This window comes from Halomonas llamarensis (assembly GCF_023555005.1).
GTDB lineage: Bacteria > Pseudomonadota > Gammaproteobacteria > Pseudomonadales > Halomonadaceae > Vreelandella > Vreelandella llamarensis.
In genome coordinates, this window is sequence record NZ_JAMJPJ010000013.1 from 1 (window position 1) to 17,886 (window position 17,886).

At 54.9% G+C, this 17,886-nt stretch carries 19 protein-coding genes; 5 read left to right on the plus strand and 14 right to left on the minus strand.

Features of this window, described 5'->3' with window-relative positions; translation table 11 throughout:
- Positions 1-69 precede the first annotated feature (69 nt).
- Genes M8006_RS09385 through M8006_RS09395 form a run of 3 tightly spaced genes read right to left on the minus strand, consistent with a single transcriptional unit; the run spans position 70 to position 1,646 of the window.
- Positions 70-528 carry a hypothetical protein gene (locus M8006_RS09385; protein ID WP_250081525.1) on the minus strand — a complete coding sequence of 153 codons (459 nt, stop codon included), beginning with the start codon at positions 526-528 and terminating at the stop codon, positions 70-72.
- Positions 515-1,378, minus strand: coding sequence for a helicase RepA family protein (locus M8006_RS09390; protein ID WP_250081527.1), 864 nt, complete (start codon positions 1,376-1,378; stop codon positions 515-517). The genes M8006_RS09385 and M8006_RS09390 overlap by 14 nt, the downstream gene beginning before the upstream one ends.
- A 4-nt stretch (positions 1,379-1,382) precedes the next feature.
- The gene (locus M8006_RS09395; RefSeq protein ID WP_430886818.1) at positions 1,383-1,646 is read right to left on the minus strand and encodes a helix-turn-helix transcriptional regulator; all 264 of its coding nucleotides are present in this window, start codon (positions 1,644-1,646) and stop codon (positions 1,383-1,385) included.
- 53 nt (positions 1,647-1,699) lie between these two features.
- Here M8006_RS09395 and M8006_RS09400 point away from each other — a divergent pair, with 53 nt between their 5' ends.
- Positions 1,700-2,734 carry a LuxR family transcriptional regulator gene (locus M8006_RS09400; protein ID WP_250081528.1) on the plus strand — a complete coding sequence of 345 codons (1,035 nt, stop codon included), beginning with the start codon at positions 1,700-1,702 and terminating at the stop codon, positions 2,732-2,734.
- A 71-nt stretch (positions 2,735-2,805) separates the two neighbouring features.
- Here the strand turns inward: M8006_RS09400 and M8006_RS18380 are convergent, their stop codons facing one another.
- The 6 genes from M8006_RS18380 to guaB form a co-directional block, all read right to left on the minus strand.
- Positions 2,806-3,135: a nucleotidyltransferase domain-containing protein gene (locus tag M8006_RS18380; RefSeq protein WP_430886819.1), complete on the minus strand. Its 330-nt coding sequence runs from the start codon at positions 3,133-3,135 to the stop codon at positions 2,806-2,808.
- Positions 3,099-3,740, minus strand: a complete 642-nt coding sequence (locus tag M8006_RS09405; RefSeq protein ID WP_250081530.1) for a hypothetical protein — start codon at positions 3,738-3,740, stop codon at positions 3,099-3,101. Before M8006_RS09405 ends, M8006_RS18380 begins: the two co-directional genes overlap by 37 nt.
- A complete protein-coding gene (locus M8006_RS09410; protein WP_250081531.1) occupies positions 3,737-4,429 on the minus strand; it encodes an HNH endonuclease in 693 nt (230 codons plus the stop codon). Before M8006_RS09410 ends, M8006_RS09405 begins: the two co-directional genes overlap by 4 nt.
- 60 nt (positions 4,430-4,489) lie before the next feature.
- A complete protein-coding gene (locus tag M8006_RS09415; RefSeq protein ID WP_250081532.1) occupies positions 4,490-5,689 on the minus strand; it encodes a tyrosine-type recombinase/integrase in 1,200 nt (399 codons plus the stop codon).
- Positions 5,690-5,997: 308 nt separating this feature from the next.
- Positions 5,998-7,575: a glutamine-hydrolyzing GMP synthase gene (gene guaA, locus M8006_RS09420; RefSeq protein ID WP_250081535.1), complete on the minus strand. Its 1,578-nt coding sequence runs from the start codon at positions 7,573-7,575 to the stop codon at positions 5,998-6,000.
- Between the two features lie 89 nt (positions 7,576-7,664).
- On the minus strand, positions 7,665-9,134 hold the full coding sequence (gene guaB / locus M8006_RS09425; protein ID WP_250081537.1) for an IMP dehydrogenase: 1,470 nt from the start codon (positions 9,132-9,134) through the stop codon (positions 7,665-7,667).
- A 159-nt stretch (positions 9,135-9,293) separates the two neighbouring features.
- Here guaB and xseA point away from each other — a divergent pair, with 159 nt between their 5' ends.
- The gene (gene xseA / locus M8006_RS09430; RefSeq protein WP_250081539.1) at positions 9,294-10,637 is read left to right on the plus strand and encodes an exodeoxyribonuclease VII large subunit; all 1,344 of its coding nucleotides are present in this window, start codon (positions 9,294-9,296) and stop codon (positions 10,635-10,637) included.
- 57 nt (positions 10,638-10,694) lie between these two features.
- Here xseA and argA read toward each other — a convergent pair whose 3' ends face one another.
- The 3 genes from argA to M8006_RS09445 form a co-directional block, all read right to left on the minus strand.
- Positions 10,695-12,011: an amino-acid N-acetyltransferase gene (gene argA / locus M8006_RS09435; protein ID WP_250081541.1), complete on the minus strand. Its 1,317-nt coding sequence runs from the start codon at positions 12,009-12,011 to the stop codon at positions 10,695-10,697.
- Positions 12,012-12,164: 153 nt separating this feature from the next.
- A complete protein-coding gene (locus tag M8006_RS09440; RefSeq protein WP_250081543.1) occupies positions 12,165-13,430 on the minus strand; it encodes an inorganic phosphate transporter in 1,266 nt (421 codons plus the stop codon).
- Positions 13,431-13,441: 11 nt separating this feature from the next.
- On the minus strand, positions 13,442-14,122 hold the full coding sequence (locus tag M8006_RS09445; RefSeq protein WP_250081545.1) for a TIGR00153 family protein: 681 nt from the start codon (positions 14,120-14,122) through the stop codon (positions 13,442-13,444).
- Between the two features lie 137 nt (positions 14,123-14,259).
- Here M8006_RS09445 and M8006_RS09450 point away from each other — a divergent pair, with 137 nt between their 5' ends.
- From M8006_RS09450 to M8006_RS09460, 3 genes are all read left to right on the plus strand, one after another.
- Positions 14,260-15,162, plus strand: a complete 903-nt coding sequence (locus M8006_RS09450) for a CYTH domain-containing protein (protein WP_250081547.1) — start codon at positions 14,260-14,262, stop codon at positions 15,160-15,162.
- A 38-nt stretch (positions 15,163-15,200) separates the two neighbouring features.
- Entirely contained in the window at positions 15,201-16,082 is an 882-nt protein-coding gene (locus tag M8006_RS09455; RefSeq protein ID WP_250081550.1) for an ion transporter, read from the plus strand.
- Between the two features lie 199 nt (positions 16,083-16,281).
- Positions 16,282-16,782, plus strand: a complete 501-nt coding sequence (locus M8006_RS09460; RefSeq protein ID WP_250081552.1) for a GNAT family N-acetyltransferase — start codon at positions 16,282-16,284, stop codon at positions 16,780-16,782.
- A gap of 7 nt (positions 16,783-16,789) precedes the next feature.
- Here the strand turns inward: M8006_RS09460 and M8006_RS09465 are convergent, their stop codons facing one another.
- Together M8006_RS09465 and M8006_RS09470 are read right to left on the minus strand one after the other, a co-directional pair.
- Positions 16,790-17,110 carry a DUF6916 family protein gene (locus M8006_RS09465; protein WP_250081554.1) on the minus strand — a complete coding sequence of 107 codons (321 nt, stop codon included), beginning with the start codon at positions 17,108-17,110 and terminating at the stop codon, positions 16,790-16,792.
- A gap of 55 nt (positions 17,111-17,165) precedes the next feature.
- A complete protein-coding gene (locus tag M8006_RS09470) occupies positions 17,166-17,711 on the minus strand; it encodes a phage tail protein (protein WP_250081557.1) in 546 nt (181 codons plus the stop codon).
- Between the last annotated feature and the right edge of the window lie 175 nt (positions 17,712-17,886).

A 17,886-nucleotide genomic window follows, 5' to 3' on the forward strand; every position in this document is an offset into this window, starting at 1 on the left:
CATGGCTTGGAGGGTAGAATCTGTCATGGCGTATCCATTTGTGTTGGTTGAAATCTTGGTCGTGATCAATCAACAGGATACGCCACCCTTCCTTCTGTCCTCCATACACAACATCCGACTATATCTCGTCATAGGTGAAGGGATAACATGATCGATCAAGCCGCCGATTATCGGAAAATCGAACTGTGGTGTTTCAATGGTTACAGTTGCTGCTCGCAGCTCTGCCAACAGCTTCTCAAGATGGGAGGCACTATACCGGCTATCTGACAAGGTTTTCCGTACTTTGGCAGGGTCTACCAAAAGCTCTACACCACCATCAGACACATCGCGGCGGCGTTCGGCACAGTGCAAAATCGCCTCAACAACATCTGCGTGCCGCTGGCCAAGCCTTCCCTTAATACGACAGCGGCCAAAGGATGTTTCCATCCAGTTGGCCTCCATCAGGCTTGGCCGCTGACTGGCCTGGTAAAGCATCACTCTTGCCTGTGCACTGGTACTAGTTGGAGTAACCTTGTTACCAGTTGTCATCAGCGCCTTCCATAACAGCTTTAGATTTCTTGAACGGTAATACTCCTTTGGCCCTACGCTGCCTCTCCAGCACGGCAGGTTTCAGTACACCGCCTTCGTGACGCCTGAACCAACGCTCTGCGAAAGGAGAGCCATAATTCGCCTTGCTCACGCCATAGCGGACGAAGTACCCACGCTGACTATCATCAACACCCCATTCCTCAGCCTCGGTTTGCGTCATGCCAGACAGGTACGATTGCCAGCGAATGTTATCGACCAGAACAGACGACCCACGGCTGGCCTGTTGCTGGTCACCAGCACCAATCATGGCGGCGCTCTTACTGGCATGGTGCAAAAATACGATAGAGCACCCCGTATCGGCGGCAATGGCCTCCATACGTCCGATCACTTGCGCCATTGGGCCGCTGGCGTTTTCATCTTCAATATGGAAACGGCGTAAGGTGTCCAGGATCATCAGGCGACGGCCTTCAGCCGCTCGCTTAAGGCCATCGAACCAGTCAAGACACATGATGTTGGGGCACCTTCCTATCAGCGGCTCAATCAGCAAGCCTTCAGCAACGGCTTGCCGCTGCTCGGCAGTGAGATGTGCCCCAAGCGCATGTAATCGGTGATGGATAGCAGCAGGAGGATCTTCTGCGGGAAGATAGATAACTGGCCCAACAGTAAATTCTCCGACTTCCAGCAAGTCCGGGCCTCCAGCGATCTGCGTGGCAATCTGTAAGGCCAGCATGGATTTTCCGGCACCACCTGGTGAAACCAAGGCCCCCACCGTACCGGCAACCATGTTAGGTAAAACATAATCAAGAGGCAGCGGCGTTTCCGAAAAGGCCGCCATAAGATCAAGGGCCATACTGTTAGGCCTCTATGGTGTTGCCAGGTCGAGCAGCCTGGATTCCAGACGCTTTACGCGTCTCTATCCATTCTTCGACTTCCGATAAATCCCAAGCAACATTTCTGCTTGTAAGCGCTATGCGCTTCGGAAACTCCCCACGCTGTTCCAAGTTATAAATTGTGCGCGTTGAAAGTGGAATCATCTCCAGGAGCTGTTTCCTGTTGATGAGAACTTTATTTGCCATTATTTGCATGCTTGAACCTCCACTTACCTGTTGAGGCTTCATCGTGCCAAGCAATGCAACTTGATTAAGCTTTATTTTTGGACTATAAAGTTGTTATGAATATCGAACATCAAGCTAGACTAGACCTAGGGCAAGACTATATAGCCATCCTTCCAGGCTGCGCCCAGCCTGTTTCTCTTGCTATCGCCAAATTCAGAACGTGTTGGGGACCTTACTCTGCCTTCTCTCGGCGCTACCCCATTCTTCGCCTGATACAAGAACTGATCGATCCTGCCGTAGCTGAATACATGGATTCCCTCCCAAACAGTTATAAAAACTATGTTGCGGGCAGTGGTTCAGGGGTTGGATTTAGCGAAATCATCCGGCTGATAGGGCTGGAAGCAATGGTGCGCATGCAGCACCAACTGCTACGCCAGTTCATAAAGACAAGTGATGAACAAACCCAAAGAGATCAGTGCTTCGTCGCAACCATTGAATCGTTAATCGAATTAATCTGGGATTGCGCCTGTAAGCGTCCGAAGAAATCAACAGGTACCAAAGGCGTCAACCTAAACGTACAACGAAAACATAATTTCTGCGAATTCTGTGGGAACCTTACGGAGTACTCAAAATTCATGCTCACAGTAGAGCAGAGATTAACAAATGAGGTTGAACTTATAGACCACAAGAAACTAGAACTTAGCCACAATTACTGCAAAGAGCATCGCCCCAAACTTGCCAATGACGAGTGGAATCCAAGTTACAAACAAGCAAAGCGCTCCCTCGCACAATTCAATATCGAACTTTCCAGGTTAACTCATCAATCTGCACATCGCTCTAAGCCTCATGCTATGTCAGGAGACAAATTGATCGATGACTATTTCTTCCTATTTATGTTGAATTTAACATTACAGCCAGCAGACGTAGCGGAGCTTCGCAATCTGGCTCGAAAGATGGTCGACTCTAAGCTCTCAGACAATAAGAAGAAAATGCTGGTACTTCAGCATTATGGCTACACTCAATATCAAATTGGCAAAAAGCTACTAAGCAGGAAACAACAACCAATGACACCTCAAGCAGTATCCAAAGCATTAGCAGCCGTTCGCAAAGATTTTTTGCTTCCTGCTAACAGGCCGGAAAAATCCCAATAGAAATTTTAGCCGCTAAAATTCACTGACTAGAATTTTAGCCAACTTGATCTGCGCGAGAAGGGAGGCAGTAATCAGTGCATTTCAGAGTCCGCCAATTTTGCGAGAGTTATGCACCCTTGACTTGTAACGAACCCTGTTTCCTCCGCCTCCGCAGGCAACATATATAGAACGTCGAGCGGTAGCTCTTTCCCCGCAATTCTCAATTCCGCCTTAAGTCTTAACAAAGCCTCACCAGGCGGACCAACAATCAAAATATCGAAATCGCTGCCTGCACCGAGCAATGAAGAGCCGAACATGTAGGATTCGAACTCACGCAGGGACTCACAAGATTTTAGTAAGTGTCTTGCCACCCCACATGCCTTCATCAACGGTTCCGTAAAAGTTTCTTTAACTCTTCCCATTTCATCACCTCACAGCCAAGATCCTTTCCTGCTTCAATGGCATTCTGAGTGGGATTCCCGTTCGGATTGATATTCCAAGCAATATCGATGGGGCCGAACCGATCCCAGAAGGTACGAATAGCGTCAGCTGTCGGCTCATACTCCATGATCATGCCCACTCGAAGTGTACGCCCGTTGGCAAGCGTCATCGTGAAAACTCGGTCAAACTCTCTATCAAGATTTGTAAAAGATCTCATTTGACTAATGAGCCGGTAGGAGAAGAAGAAATCCTTATGGGAAGCACTCCTTACATTGCCGCTGGAAAGGGCGGAACCGAGTGTACCGGCACTTCCCCAGCCTATTGCGTTTCTTTCTAAATATTCGATCGCTCCACCTTCCCAAACGCATTCCTTTCGATATCCGCAAAGGAATTCCATATCGGGGAAATCCTCATGGTATTGTTCCGCTAAGTCAGCGTTGATCGTGTAATCAGCCGAGATAACCGCCACAATGTCGGGCTGATGAGATAGCGTAATTTTGATAGCATCACCGTGAATATGCTGTGCTGACGCACTCTTATGAGCTTCCAATATATATTGAAGCGCATAGCTCACCTGCCAGTTCATGAGAAGATTCCATCCATTTCTTCTGGGTAGCGGATAGCACTGCCTGCTACACCACAAACATGTCGCTCTGAGAGACCTCGAACATGCTCTTGGTATTGTGCGAATGTCTGTAGCTCAGCTTCCGTCATGTGCTGTTGGTTTGCCATGATAATGGCCTGGATACGGAAATGGTTAGGCAGAATGACACCTCGCATCCTCTGCATCCACGTTTTAGCTGCTTCAGATTCTGGATTATACTCAAAGCCTGATCCATCGGAGGGCGCAAACTCCCTCCATACAGCTTTGTTTTCTGCCATGGCGGCGACCACGGCACATCTAACTTGGCCACGCTCATCGTATGTATGAATTCCTTGCCTGTGTGCCAAAGCAGCAAGATGATTATTTTTCCAATCTAGCAACGTACCTCGGCTATATCCGCCGGGATCTTTGTCGACTATCGTATGGCATGTGGGACACAACAGAATAAGATTTTCAAAAGAGTCGACCTCAAGCCCTCCAGTGGGCCTTTCTTCATGGCGCGGCCCCGTTTCTCCATGTGGAATCACATGAGCCATTTCAGCTATATGCTTGTCCCCACCCATTTCAGCGGGAAAAAGAGGCTGAAGGCAGTCGGGGCGTTGACAGTGACCTGCTGCCTCCGAAAACAGCCGAAGTTTCGTTTTTGTAGGTATTTGTTTACGCTCTGCCATTGTTGCAAGCCTATAATCTGATGCGGATACAATTAATCCATAGATAAAATACAAGAAAAGTTATCGGGTCTTTCCAGCAGTCCATTCATCAATCATATCAGCCCAGTCCTGCAACATAGCTGTACGCTGATCACGATACTCGGCTTTGTTATATATCGCCCTTACACCTTTTTGCTCATGTGCCAAGCATTTCTCTATCCAGTCGGTGTTGTAACCGGCTTCATGAAGCAAGGTACTGGCTGTCCGCCTCAGATCGTGGGGTCCAAACTTGGCAAGAGGCTGTCCTTCTTTTTGAGCTAGCTTGTAAGTCATGGTCATGACACGATTGAGCGTGGCACTGCTCATGGGCACGTCAGAATCGTAACGCGACGGCAGAACATAATCCGATCCGCCGGAGAACGTCTTCAAAGCGATGAGGATGTCCATGGCCTGCCTGGATAGAAACACCAGGTGAGGGTTTCGACGCTTCATCCGTTCTTTAGGGATCGTCCAGAGCGCTTCGCTGAAGTTGATCTCACTCCAAGTGGCATTCGTCAGCTCGCTTTTACGCACCATCGTCAACAACAGTAGCTTTACCGCTGCCCGGATCGATGGTGATGTACCAATACGCCCCATGTACTGGTACATGATCCTGATTTCTTCGGGCGTCAAGGTTCGATCTCTCGGCTCAAACCTGGCAATGCTTGCGGGCCTCACCAGGTCTGCCGGGTTCTCAACCTTCTGGCCTCGCTCAGTCGCCCAGCGGTATACCTGGAGTACAATCTCACGCGCATGAACCGCCGTAGCAGGTGCACCGCGCTCTACGATGGCGTCAGTTAGTGCTCGTAAGTCCTCGTGGGTGATTTCGGTCAGCTTCTGATTGCCGAATTTCGTTTCCAGCTCTCTCGTATAAACCGAGCGGCGCATATCACGGGTAGAATCGGCCATCTGATAGCCACGTAGCCACTTTTCCGCCCAGGCACCAAAGGTTTCAGCCCCTTTAACACGCGCCTTGTCTCGGGCCTTCTCCTTCGCTGGAGACTTTCCATCAGCGACCATCCGCTTGGCTTCACCAAGTCGCTCACGGGCTTCTGCCAGAGTGATTCCCCCAACGCCATAGCGGCCAAAGGTAATTGTCTCTTGCCTGCCATTGATCGAGTAGTTGTAACGGAATGAGATAGAACCGGCAGGAGTGACGGCCACATAGAGGCCATCCCGGTCATTCACCTTGTAGAGTTTATCCCTCGGCTTGAGGTTGCGCAGCTTGGTATCGGTCAGCAAGAGTCTTATCCTTCTTCGATTCCGATACCATGCTGAAAGACCACCTAAAAATTAGGCATTAATGTTAATAAAAACAGCCAGTTAAATAATTTTGATACCATGAACACACAGGATCAAGCAGCATGGTATCGGCTATCACTCATGGCATCATGTCTCGATAATACCACCTTAGGTACCACGCTCAAGCGGTGCTTCCCGCTGCCATCAGTTGCCAAACATTGCCAGACACAAAAACAAAAAAGCCCATGAAAACATGGGCTTAATTGTCATTTAATGCCAGTTAGTACCAACTAATGCCTAACGTGTGATCATTCCCACTCAATAGTAGCAGGCGGCTTACTACTCACATCGTAGGTTACCCGCGACACCCCTTCCAACTCATTGATAATCCGGTTGGAAACCTTCTCCAGCAGCTCATAGGGCAGGTGCGCCCAGCGGGCGGTCATGAAGTCGATGGTTTCTACTGCGCGTAGCGCGATGACCCATTCGTAACGGCGGCCGTCGCCGACGACGCCGACTGACCTCACCGGCAGGAATACGGCGAACGCCTGGCTGGTTTTCTCGTACCAGCCGGAGTTGCGCAGCTCTTCGATGAAGATGGCGTCGGCATCGCGGAGGATGTCGGCGTATTCTTTTTTGACTTCGCCCAGAATACGCACGCCCAGCCCCGGCCCCGGGAAGGGGTGGCGGTAGACCATGTCGTAGGGCAGGCCGAGTTCCAGGCCGAGTTTGCGCACTTCGTCCTTGAACAGTTCGCGCAGCGGTTCGACCAGCTTGAGCTTCATGGTTTCTGGCAGGCCGCCCACGTTGTGGTGGGATTTGATCACGTGCGCCTTGCCGGTTTTGGAGGCGGCGGATTCGATCACGTCCGGGTAGATGGTGCCCTGGGCGAGGAAATCCACATCCTCGATTTTGCTGGCTTCATCATCGAACACGTCGATAAAAGTGTTGCCGATGATCTTGCGCTTGAGCTCCGGGTCGCTTTCACCCTTCAGCTTGCCGAGGAACAGGTCTTCGGCGTCAACGCGGATGACCTTCACGCCCATGTGCTTGGCGAAGGTTTCCATCACCTGGTCGCCTTCCGCCTTGCGCAGCAGGCCATTGTCCACGAAGACGCAGGTCAGTTGGGTACCAATCGCCTTGTGCAGCAGCGCGGCCACCACGGAGGAATCCACCCCGCCGGAAAGGCCCAGCAGTACATGGCGGTCGCCGACTTGCTCGCGTACGCGCTGTACCTGGTCTTCGATGATTTGCGCGGGCGTCCACAGCTTTTCGGCCTTACAGATATTCAGCACGAAGTGCTCGAGAATGCGCTGGCCTTGCAGGGTGTGGGTGACTTCCGGGTGGAACTGTACGCCGTAGAACTGCTTGTCTTCCCAGGCCATGGCGGCAATCGGGCAGCTTGGGGTGGAGGCAGTCACGGTGAATTCGGCGGGCGCCTGGGCCACCTTGTCGCCGTGGCTCATCCATACGTCCAGCAGCGCTTTGCCGGTGTCGTGGTCCACGTGGTCTTTGATGTCGTTGAACAGCGCGGTGGTTTCGTCCAGACGAATCTGGGCGTAGCCGAATTCGCGCTTGTTGGAGCCTTCCACCTTACCGCCCAGCTGCTCGGCCATGGTCTGCATGCCGTAGCAGATGCCAAACACCGGCAGGCCCATCTCGAACACGCACTGCGGCGCGCGCGGGGAATCCAGCTCGGTGACGGATTCCGGCCCACCGGCCAGGATGATGCCGTTGGGGTTGTACTCGCGAATCTCTTCTTCGGTGATATCGAAGGCGCGAACTTCGGAATACACACCGATTTCGCGAACCCGGCGGGCGATCAACTGGGTGTACTGGGAGCCGAAGTCGAGAATCAGGATCTTATGGGCGTGAATGTCACTCATGGCGGTATCTCGTTAAGCGGGGCGGGGCCACGGTAAGGCCAAAAAGCAAGCGGCGAGCTGTGCCCGCCGCTGTTTAACTAAAGTGCTGGTTAGCTCACCCGGTAGTTGGGGGCTTCTTTGGTGATCTGTACGTTGTGGACGTGGGATTCGTTAAAGCCAGCGCCGGTGATTTTTACGAACTCCGGCTTGGTGCGCATCTCTTGAATATCGCGGCAGCCGGTGTAACCCATGGAGGCGCGCAGGCCGCCCATCAGCTGGTGGACAATCGAGCCCATCACGCCTTTATAAGGTACGCGGCCTTCAATGCCTTCCGGCACCAGCTTTTCGGCGCCTTCGGCTTTATCCTGGAAGTAGCGGTCGGCGCTGCCCTGATTCTCGGACATGGCGCCCATGGAGCCCATGCCGCGGTAAGCTTTATAGGTACGGCCCTGGTAAAGCTCCACTTCGCCCGGGGCTTCTTCGGTACCGGCCAGCAGGCCACCCACCATCACCGCGCTTGCGCCAGCGGCAATGGCTTTTGAAAGGTCGCCGGAGAAGCGGATGCCGCCGTCGGCAATCAGCGGAATGTCATACTCTTTCAGCGCTTCGGCCACGTTGGAGACGGCGGTGATTTGCGGTACACCTACGCCTGTCACAATCCGCGTGGTGCAGATAGAGCCGGGACCGATGCCGACTTTCACCGCATCGGCACCCGCGTCGGCCAGCGCCTTGGCGGCGGCGGCGGTGGCGATGTTGCCGCCAATCACCTGAATGGTCGGGAAGTGTTCCTTGATCCAGCGAACGCGGTCAATCACGCCTTCGGAGTGGCCGTGGGCGGTATCTACAACGATCACGTCAACACCGGCTTCTGATAGCGCCGCGACGCGGTCCGGGGTTTCTGGGCCGGTACCGACGGCAGCGCCTACCAGCAGACGGCCATCGCTGTCCTTGGCGGCCATCGGGTAGGTGCGGGCTTTTTCGATGTCCTGGAAGGTCACCAGGCCGCGCAGGTGGAAGGCGTCGTCAACGATCAGCATTTTTTCGATGCGGTGTTCGCGCATCTTGGCTTTGCTTTCTTCAAGCTGGGTGCCTTCCGGCACGGTGACCAACCGCTCGCGGGGGGTCATGATGTCGGCCACGCTATCGCCGTGGTTGGGCTGGAAGCGCATGTCGCGCTCGGTCACGATACCCACCAGCGTTTCGCCTTCTACCACGGGGAAACCAGAAAAGCCGTACTCGCGCGCCATGGCGAGCAGGTCTTCGAGCTTCGCCTTGGGGCTAACGGTGACCGGATCTTTTACAATCACGCTTTCGTGCTTTTTAACCTTGCGCACTTCAGCGGCTTGCTGGCTCATGGTCATGCTCTTATGGATAATACCGATGCCGCCTTCCTGGGCCATCGCAATCGCTAGCCGCGCTTCAGTGACAGTGTCCATCGCAGCGGAAGCAAGCGGAATATTGAGCGAAATATTGCGAGTCAGGCGGGTTCTGAGGCTGACATCCTTGGGCAGAACATCGGAGAAGCCGGGAACGAGGAGTACGTCATCGAACGTAAGTGCTTCTTGGGCCATACGTAGCATAGCGGCAACACCCTGATTGAAGAGGAAGTGGGGCGTGAAAGGTTAATCGCCTAGTATAACGCCTATGCGACCAAGGCAGCAATTCGCGGACACGATACCAACGCGCATTACAACGTTTTTTCATGCAACGTTTTTTCATGCAACACAAGGTTCTCTCGCATGCCAGACAAACCCGCCGCACTCTCCGTCAGCGAACTCAACCTTAAGGCGCGTAAGGCGCTTGAGCGCGACATGGGCGAGGTGTGGGTCGAGGGCGAGCTTTCCAACGTCTCCCGCCCCGCGTCTGGGCATGTTTACTTCACCCTGAAGGATGACCGGGCGCAGGTGCGCTGTGCGCTGTTTCGTCAGCGGGCGCGGTTTGTGTCGGCGCCGATGCGCGATGGTGACCAGGTCAAGCTGCGTGGCCGGGTGTCGCTGTTTGAGCCGCGTGGCGATTACCAGCTGATTGTCGAGGCAGTGCAAGCGGCGGGCTTGGGCGAGCTGTTGGCGGCCTTTGAGCGCTTAAAAACCCAGCTCGACGCGGAGGGCGTTTTTGCCAATGCGCGCGCGCTCCCTCACCCGCCCCGGCGGCTGATGATTTTGAGCTCCGCCACGGGGGCGGCCATTCGCGATGTGCTGGCAGTGTTAAGCGCGCGCTGGCCTCTCACGGAGGTGACGCTGATTCCAGTGCCGGTGCAAGGTAAGGAGGCCGCGCCCGCGGTGGTGGCCGCCCTCGGCCTGCTCAACCGTCAATCACAGCTCGACCCTGAGCGCGACGCGGTGCTCATTACTCGCGGCGGCGGCAGTTTGGAAGATCTTTGGGCGTTTAATAACGAGCACTTGGCACGGGCGATTTTTCACTCGCGGCTGCCGGTGATGTCGGCGGTGGGTCACGAAGTGGATATCACCCTGGCGGATTTTGCCGCTGATATGCGCGCGCCCACCCCTTCCGCGGCGGCCGAACGTCTGGTGCCGGACCAACACACCCTCAAGCGCCAGCTTGAGCACCATGAAAACCGCCTGATGCGGGCCATGCAGGCCCGCCTGGAGCGGGACAGTCAGCGGTTCGATACCCTACGCGCTAAGCTGCGCCACCCCGGTGAGCAGCTTAACCGCCAGCGCCAGCACTTAACCGCCCTCAGCCAGCGTTTGCAACGGGCCACCAACGCACGGCTTACCCAGCAGCGCGAGCGGGTGAATCAGCTTAAAGGGCGGCTGACAAGCCAGGACATGACTCGCCTGCACCAGGCAGAGCAATCGCGACTCCAGCAGCTAAAACGGCGTTTAGACAATGCTATGCAGCGCCAGCTCGAAACCCGCCAAGCGCGCTTGACCAGCGCCGCCCGCGAGCTGAATGCGATAAGCCCTTTGGCCGTATTAGGGCGTGGCTACGCCATCGCGCAGGATGAGAGCGGCCACGTCATGCGCCGAGCGCAAGACACGCAACCGGGGCAGAAACTCAAACTGCGCCTGGGTGAAGGCAAACTCAGCGTCGAGGTGAAACGGCGCTACAAAAGAAGCTAAAAATTACCCATCGGCAATGAATTGATATAAGCGCCTTGAAGCCATTCTCGCGCCTTTCTAACCCGCCAGCACCTTAATCAGCACTTTGGATTTTCGCGCGTGGTTGTACGTTTCGCGCTTCAGCGGTGGCAGGTCATCCAAGCTGGCTGAGGCAAAGCCGCGTTCGACAAACCAGTGGGCCGTGTGCGTGGTCAACACAAAGAGCCGCGTAATCTCGCGACTTCGGGCGCGCTGCTCAATGGCGTCGACCAGCCGCTCGCCACGGTCGCCACCGCGATAGCTGGCGTGCACAGCCACGCAGGCAAGCTCACCGAGTTGTACATCGGAAAAGGCGTGCAGCGCCGCACAGCCAATGACCATGCCGTCTCGCTCGATCACCACGTAGTCATCAATTTCATGTTCTAAACGCTCACGGGAGCGGGCCACCAGCATGCCGCGCTGCTCCAGCGGTTCGAGCAAATCCAGAAGCCCCGCCACATCATTGAGTGTCGCCGGGCGCAGCTGCTCGTAGCGGTGTTGGGTGATCATGGTGCCCACGCCATCACGGGTAAAAAGCTCACTCAGCAGTGCATCGTGGTTGCGCCAGCACAGCAGGTGCGTGCGCGCAACGCCCTCGCGGGCCGCTTGGCAGGCAGCGTGAAGATGACGCGCCAATTCGCTGCCCGGCGTGGCCTGGCTTAGCCTTGGCTGCGCTTCATACGGCGAGAGCTGACGCAGCAGCGCACCGGTATCGTCTTCAAGCCCTTCTGATTCGCCGAGCAAAATCAGCTTGTCGGCTTTTAGCGCCACGGCGGCGTGCTGAGCCACATCGGACGCATCCAGGTCAAACACTTCACCCGTACTGGAAAAGCCCAGCGGCGGCAGCAGCACCAACGCGCCTTTATCCAATAACCCCTCGATGGCACCAGCGCGCACACGGCGCACCTCGCCGCTGTGATCGAAATCCACGCCTTCGCGCACGCCCAGCGGTTTGGCGGTCACCAGATTCCCCGAGATGACATTGAGTTCAACACCGTGCAAGGGCGTGCTGGGGAGCCCCAACGAGAGTCGCGCCTCTAGCCACAACCGCTGTTGCGCCGCAACTTGCTCGACAGTCGCCATGACCGCGCGGTCGGCCACCCAGCGACCGTCCACGCGCCTTGGCGTAATCTCGGCTGCCGCCAACGCCGTGTGTACCTGGGGACGAATGCCAAACACCACCACCAAGCGCACACCTAGTGAGTGCAAAAGCGCCAGATCTTGAATCAGCTGTTCGCCGCGCCCAGACGCCATTGCCTCGCCTTCGATCAAAATCACAAAGGTTCGCCCGCGGTGCGCATTGATATAGGGCGATGCGTTACGGAACCAGTCAACAAAAGGGAAGCGCGTATCCAAGGGCCGCTCTCCGGCAGCAGGTGAATGAAATCTCGTATGCCGACGTTACCGGCCCGCTTACTTTAGCAGAGCACAAAAAAAGCGGCATCTTCTCAGTGCGCAGCGCGCCAGAAGATACCGCTTGGGCCGGGTTAACGCGGATGGCGTTTAGCGTTAGCCGAAGATGCCTTTGAATATAAAGAAGAACAAAATGGCAAGGCCTGCGCCAGCGGGCAGCGTAATCAGCCACGACATGGCAATAGTGCCAATCACCCGTAGATTCAGCGCCGCCATGCCACGGGCAAGGCCCACGCCCAACACCGCCCCCACTAACGTATGGGTGGTCGAGATCGGCAAGCCCGTACCCGAGGCCAGTACCACCGTCGTCGCGGCGGCCAGTGTCGCGGCAAACCCACGGCTCGGCGTAAGTTCAGTAATGCCCGTGCCCACGGTGGCGATCACTTTGTGGCCGTAGGTTACAAGACCGAACACGATACCGGCACCGCCTAACACCAGCACCCACCAAGGCACCAACGCGGCGCTTTCAATATCTCCGCCACTTTGTACCACGCTAATCACCGCCGCCAGCGGGCCGACCGCGTTGGCCACGTCGTTAGAGCCATGGGCAAACGCCATCGCGCAAGCAGTGAAGATCATCAGTACACCAAAGGCGCGCTCTACGTTGGCATAGCCAAAGTGGTCATCGCTGGATTTGACGTACTTCACGCGACGCTCCATCCAGGTACCAATGGCTGAGAGCACTAAGCCGAAGATGATCGAGATCAACAGGCTTTGGCCAAAAGAGAGATCAAGACCGACGTGCTTCAACCCCTTGGTCATGGTGACCATCGTCACCACAAACCCCACGAGGAAAACGTAAGCGGGCAGATAGCGTTTGGCAGCCGCCAACGGATCACGGGCTTCAAATACCAGATACTGTAGCGATTTAAACAGCACAAAACCAACGGTGCCGGCCAGTAGCGGCGATACGACCCAGCTCGCAGCAATGGTCCCCACGCCACCCCAGTCAACCGACGCCGCGCCTAATCCAGCAACGGCAAAGCCGACAATAGCGCCCACGATGGAGTGTGTGGTGGAAACCGGCCAGCCTTTCATCGAGGCAATCAAAAGCCACGTGCCCGCCGCCAGTAGCGCGGAAAGCATACCGTAGACCAAAAGCTGCGGATCATCCTGCAAAAGCGCCGGGTCGATAATGCCTTTGCGGATGGTATTGGTCACCTCACCGCCAGCCAGCCACGCGCCGAGAAACTCGAAAATGACGGCGATGATAATCGCTTGCTTGATGGTAATGGCCTTGGAGCCGACCGAGGTACCCATGGCATTGGCGACATCGTTTGCCCCCACGCCCCAAGCCATAAAGAAGCCAAACAGGCAGGCAAGGATGATAAAAATCTCGCCGTGTTGCGCAATAATTTGCATCTTGCCCCCTTTTAACGCGCGGTCAGAATCTGCAAGCGGCTACCCACGCGTTCGGCGCGGTCAGAAAGCTCGCCAACCCAATCGATAATCTTGTATAGGAAGATCACATCGACCGGCGGCAACTCACTTTCCAGCGCAAATAACTGACGACGAATTTCCACTTGCTGACTATCCGCTTGGTGCTCAAGGGTGTGCAGTTCACGGATCATGTTCTGCATGACATCAGAAACATTACGGCCAAAGCCGGATTCAAGCAGGTCTTTCAGCTCTTCAAGCGCCTGGCGCGCCTGGGCCACACAAGCCACGCTGGTATGCATGTACTGACGCATCGGCTCGGCAAGGCTTTTCGGCACGCACATTTTGCGCCCCAGCATAATGCCAGTAATGTCACGCACCTTATTGGCGATTTTGTCCTGCACGCTGATCAAATCGAGAATATCCGAGCGTGACACGGGCAAGAACATGGTGTTGGGTAGGTTAAGGCGCAGTTCCGTTTTGAGCACATCCGCCTCGTGTTCCAAGCGCGTAATGTTTTCACGCAGCTGGGCGGCACTCTCCCAGTCGCCTTGAAGCGATGCTTCAAAGAACGGCAGTAACTGATCAGCGCAGTCATTCGCTTTGACGATGTGCGCCAGCAGCGGCTGGAATGGCGAACGGCCAAACATCGCAGAAAAAGGATTGGAGGTAACCATAAAGCCTTTTAGCCTGTTTTCGGGAAGCCTGGATTTGGCGGGCGCCAGTATAAAGATTGACCTCGCCCACGTCATAAAAAATTCATATTGACATCAAAAATTAACCGTAGCGTCATATTAACGAGGTGGCAAACGTCATGAAAAATCCGAAAGTGTCTGCGCAAGCCCCGACGGAAGTGGAGCTAAAACTAGCCCTCGCCCCCGGCGGCCCGGCCCAGTTGGCTGCCCACCCGCTGCTTGATACCGCCACGGCAACGCGGCTTACGCTGACCAATACCTACTTTGATACCCCGGACGGCGCCCTTAACGCGGCGCGTGTTGCGCTACGTCTGCGTCAGATCAACGGCCAAACGCTGCAAACGGTCAAAACCGCCGGGCAAGGCGGCGGTGGACTTTCCTCCCGCGAAGAGTGGGAGTGGGAGGTAAATGGCAACCAACTCGACATCGCCGGCTTAAAAACGCTACCGCCTTTTCAGTCGCTGGATGACGCCACTCTCGCAACCCTCGTGCCGCAACTGCGCACGGATTTCACGCGCACAAAGTGGGATATCCACCATCAGGAAAGCCAAATTGAATTGGCGCTGGATGAGGGCGACATCGACTGTCACGGCTACCGCGCGCCAATTCGTGAGATGGAGTTGGAGCTTAAAAGCGGTACCCCCAACGCGCTTTGGGCCCTTGCTACAACCTTAGCGGCTGACGTCGCCCTTCGCCCTTCGGACAGCAGCAAGGCCGCCCGCGGCGCAGCCCTTGGCCGTCAGCACTGGCCGCTGCCCGAAGCGCACACGCCAAGCGAGTGGTTCCACCGGGCCACGCTTGCGCTGGATGCCTTTCACGATAGCGGCCAGGGCACATTTCTCACCTTGGCCTTTGAAGCGCTCGCCACGCTTGCCGCGCACCCAACGCTCAATGACTCAGCTCGCCCGCTCGCCCAAACATTGCCCCAAGCGCTCGATGCAAACGGCCAGCCCCGTACCGCTTACGGCAGCGCTGCGCTGACGCTGGCGCGAGCTTTGGCCAACCCCACCGACCTGCTGTGACACGGCGCTAATGTGACGACTGACCGAAGGACACCGCGATGAGCCTCACCCCCGCTGGCAAGGGTCTGCGTACCCAGCTTTTCCACGTGATTTTCGAATCCGATACACCGGCATCGAAAACATTCGACATCGTGCTGATCATCGCTATTTTGATTAGCGTCGCGGCACTGCTGCTCGATAGCGTCGAGGACTACCACGCTCGCTTTGGCACGGTATTCCGGTATATCGAGTGGGGGTTTACGCTGCTATTCACCGTGGAGTTAGCCCTAAGGGTCTACTGCTTAGAGCGCCCGTGGTTTTATCTAAAAAGCTTCTATGGCATTGTCGATTTGATGGCCATCGTGCCCGCGTGGCTGGTGCTTGCCATCCCCGGCGCCCAAAGCTTGGTGCTCATTCGTATACTGCGAGTGCTGCGCATTTTTCGCATTCTGCGCTTGATGGAATTTGTCGGAGAAGGGCGTTTGCTGCTTGATGCGCTTAAACGCAGCCTGCGACAGATTTTTTTGTTTTTCTTCTGCATTTTGATGGTGGTCACGCTGTTTGCCGCGCTGATGTACGCCATTGAAACCCCGGAGGCAGGCTTTACCAGCATCCCCATATCGATTTACTGGGCAATCGTGAGCATGACCACGGTGGGTTACGGCGATATCGTGCCCATGACCTCGCTGGGCAAGTCCATTACCGTGATACTGATGTTGCTCGGCTACTCGATTATCGCGGTGCCCACCGGAGTTTTCTCAGCGCAGGTGATACGCTCGATTCGCCAAGACCGCTACTCCGACGAAGCATGCCCCGGCTGCGGCCATGACCGCCACGAAAAACACGCCCGTTACTGTCTACGTTGTGGCACTTGGCTGGATGAATACAGCGAAGACCCGCGCAAACACGAGCCTTCGGCAGAGAACGATCAAGGCACTTGATATGTAGACTCACCTTATTCACCACGAAGGACTGCATCATAGTGGCACGCGCTACGATAAACGCGAAAGCAACTTCAAACCGATAGTATCCCTGGGGTGCATAGATCGCTGCTTGCGAGTTAACCTTTCTGAAAAAAACTAGCGTTTACCTATTAGCTTTCCACCTCATACCACCTCATAACAAACGGATGGCAAACGAATGGCAGACATTGGCAGACACTTAAATGACGGGCTACATCTGCGACCCTCAAGAGACTCAGATCATCTTTTTCTTGAAGCGCTTTACCGTGATATCCGGCAAGACCTACAACTTGCGTTGGCCGATCAAGAGGTGATTGAGGCCCTACTTGAGATGCAGGTTAAGGCCCAAGCGGTCGGTTATGGAACCGCTTACCCCAATGCCTTGTATTATATCGTCGAAAAACAGGGCGAGAAGATTGGTCGCGTTACGGTGGATTTCGGTGCCGATGACGTGCATATTCTTGATCTTGCGCTAATCAAGGGCGCACGTAACAAAGGCTACGGTGCTATTGTTTTAAAAGCTGTCCAGTCAGCAGGGGCTCAAGTGATGAGCCCCGTTTCGCTTTCCGTCGATCCATTGAATGTTTATGCCAAACAGCTTTACCAGCAATTAGGGTTTCGCTTTGAAAGGTTAGTGGGGGCAGTTGAGCGCTGGGTCTGGTATCCGCAAACGCCCTAGTGAAAAGTTAGTTAAAGACAAGTTGATACCAGGGCCGTAGATTATCCCCTACAGGGGGTAACACACGGTTAATATAGACACCTTCCATCGCCGCCCCGTCGCCTAGGCGTAAAACCCCGGTAGCGCTGGTAAAATCAGCTTCGTCTTGTTGACCAGACAGCAGAACGCGGAAAGGCTCCCGCGCCTTGCATGACCCCGGTACTTGGCACTCGGGGCGGCTTTTCACTTGCTCGACCGTTAACTGCACCGAAAGTGTCGGTGTCGCCTCAAAAACACACGCTTTTCCCTGTAGCGGCTGAAAATCCGCCGCTGTAATGGTGCCTAACATCGTCACTCCTCTGTGGGTGGCCGAGCCCTCACGCAGTCGGCCACCACCACTTGTCCTATGGGCGGGATGGAAAAATACCCTGTAACGCAATACTAAAGTTCAGGGCGAGATAAGGGTTCATTACGTTAAACGGTTGGCTCCCTCCGCTACTGCCCGTTTGTCCATTGTCTAACTCAACCGTGCTAGAGGGAGTGCCATGGAAGTAATTGCGAACCGGATCATTGAGATTGACTTTTCCGCTAGCTAAATAATCCCCTGTAGCTGGCGTGTCTTCATTGGCGTCATCCGGCGTGGCCACTGCCCCAGAGGTATGCGTGTGGTTAGGCATTTCATAAATACTAAGTGTGCGGTTTTCCACTCCAGCTTGCACACCGATATTGACATTTCCCATGCCCGTTCCCTGACCTTGCCCTCTGGGCATTCGCCCTTGCAAATCAGGCAGGTTAAAGGTGGTTTGACCATTGCCGCCATAAACAATGCCAAGCAAAGCAAAGAGGGCTTGATTCTGTGCAATAGACAACTGGGCACCATTGCATAGCCCCCACCCCTCCGGCGCCCATGCAAAACCTAACATTTTGATTTCACCGAGGAACGGATCCATAAAATACTCCTTGTCACTATTTTAATTAAGGTGATTTTAATAAATATATCGCTTAATTATTATAACGGCTACTCGGCCACCAGCGGCTACGCGTTAGCGAACCGGCTGTTCTGATAACCGTGCTAATAATAGGCTTAATAGCACTAACAGCAAAATCTTACAGATGCTTAAGCCA

Coding starts and splice junctions, on each gene's coding strand:
- M8006_RS09385 (WP_250081525.1), bottom strand. CDS start 528: ATGACAACTGGTAACAAGGTTACTCCAACTAGTACCAGTGCACAGGCA.
- M8006_RS09390 (WP_250081527.1), bottom strand. CDS start 1,378: ATGGCCCTTGATCTTATGGCGGCCTTTTCGGAAACGCCGCTGCCTCTT.
- M8006_RS09395 (WP_430886818.1), bottom strand. CDS start 1,646: ATGAAGCCTCAACAGGTAAGTGGAGGTTCAAGCATGCAAATAATGGCA.
- M8006_RS09400 (WP_250081528.1), top strand. CDS start 1,700: ATGAATATCGAACATCAAGCTAGACTAGACCTAGGGCAAGACTATATA.
- M8006_RS18380 (WP_430886819.1), bottom strand. CDS start 3,135: ATGGGAAGAGTTAAAGAAACTTTTACGGAACCGTTGATGAAGGCATGT.
- M8006_RS09405 (WP_250081530.1), bottom strand. CDS start 3,740: ATGAACTGGCAGGTGAGCTATGCGCTTCAATATATATTGGAAGCTCAT.
- M8006_RS09410 (WP_250081531.1), bottom strand. CDS start 4,429: ATGGCAGAGCGTAAACAAATACCTACAAAAACGAAACTTCGGCTGTTT.
- guaA (WP_250081535.1), bottom strand. CDS start 7,575: ATGAGTGACATTCACGCCCATAAGATCCTGATTCTCGACTTCGGCTCC.
- guaB (WP_250081537.1), bottom strand. CDS start 9,134: ATGCTACGTATGGCCCAAGAAGCACTTACGTTCGATGACGTACTCCTC.
- xseA (WP_250081539.1), top strand. CDS start 9,294: ATGCCAGACAAACCCGCCGCACTCTCCGTCAGCGAACTCAACCTTAAG.
- M8006_RS09440 (WP_250081543.1), bottom strand. CDS start 13,430: ATGCAAATTATTGCGCAACACGGCGAGATTTTTATCATCCTTGCCTGC.
- M8006_RS09445 (WP_250081545.1), bottom strand. CDS start 14,122: ATGGTTACCTCCAATCCTTTTTCTGCGATGTTTGGCCGTTCGCCATTC.
- M8006_RS09450 (WP_250081547.1), top strand. CDS start 14,260: ATGAAAAATCCGAAAGTGTCTGCGCAAGCCCCGACGGAAGTGGAGCTA.
- M8006_RS09455 (WP_250081550.1), top strand. CDS start 15,201: ATGAGCCTCACCCCCGCTGGCAAGGGTCTGCGTACCCAGCTTTTCCAC.
- M8006_RS09460 (WP_250081552.1), top strand. CDS start 16,282: ATGGCAGACATTGGCAGACACTTAAATGACGGGCTACATCTGCGACCC.
- M8006_RS09465 (WP_250081554.1), bottom strand. CDS start 17,110: ATGTTAGGCACCATTACAGCGGCGGATTTTCAGCCGCTACAGGGAAAA.
- M8006_RS09470 (WP_250081557.1), bottom strand. CDS start 17,711: ATGGATCCGTTCCTCGGTGAAATCAAAATGTTAGGTTTTGCATGGGCG.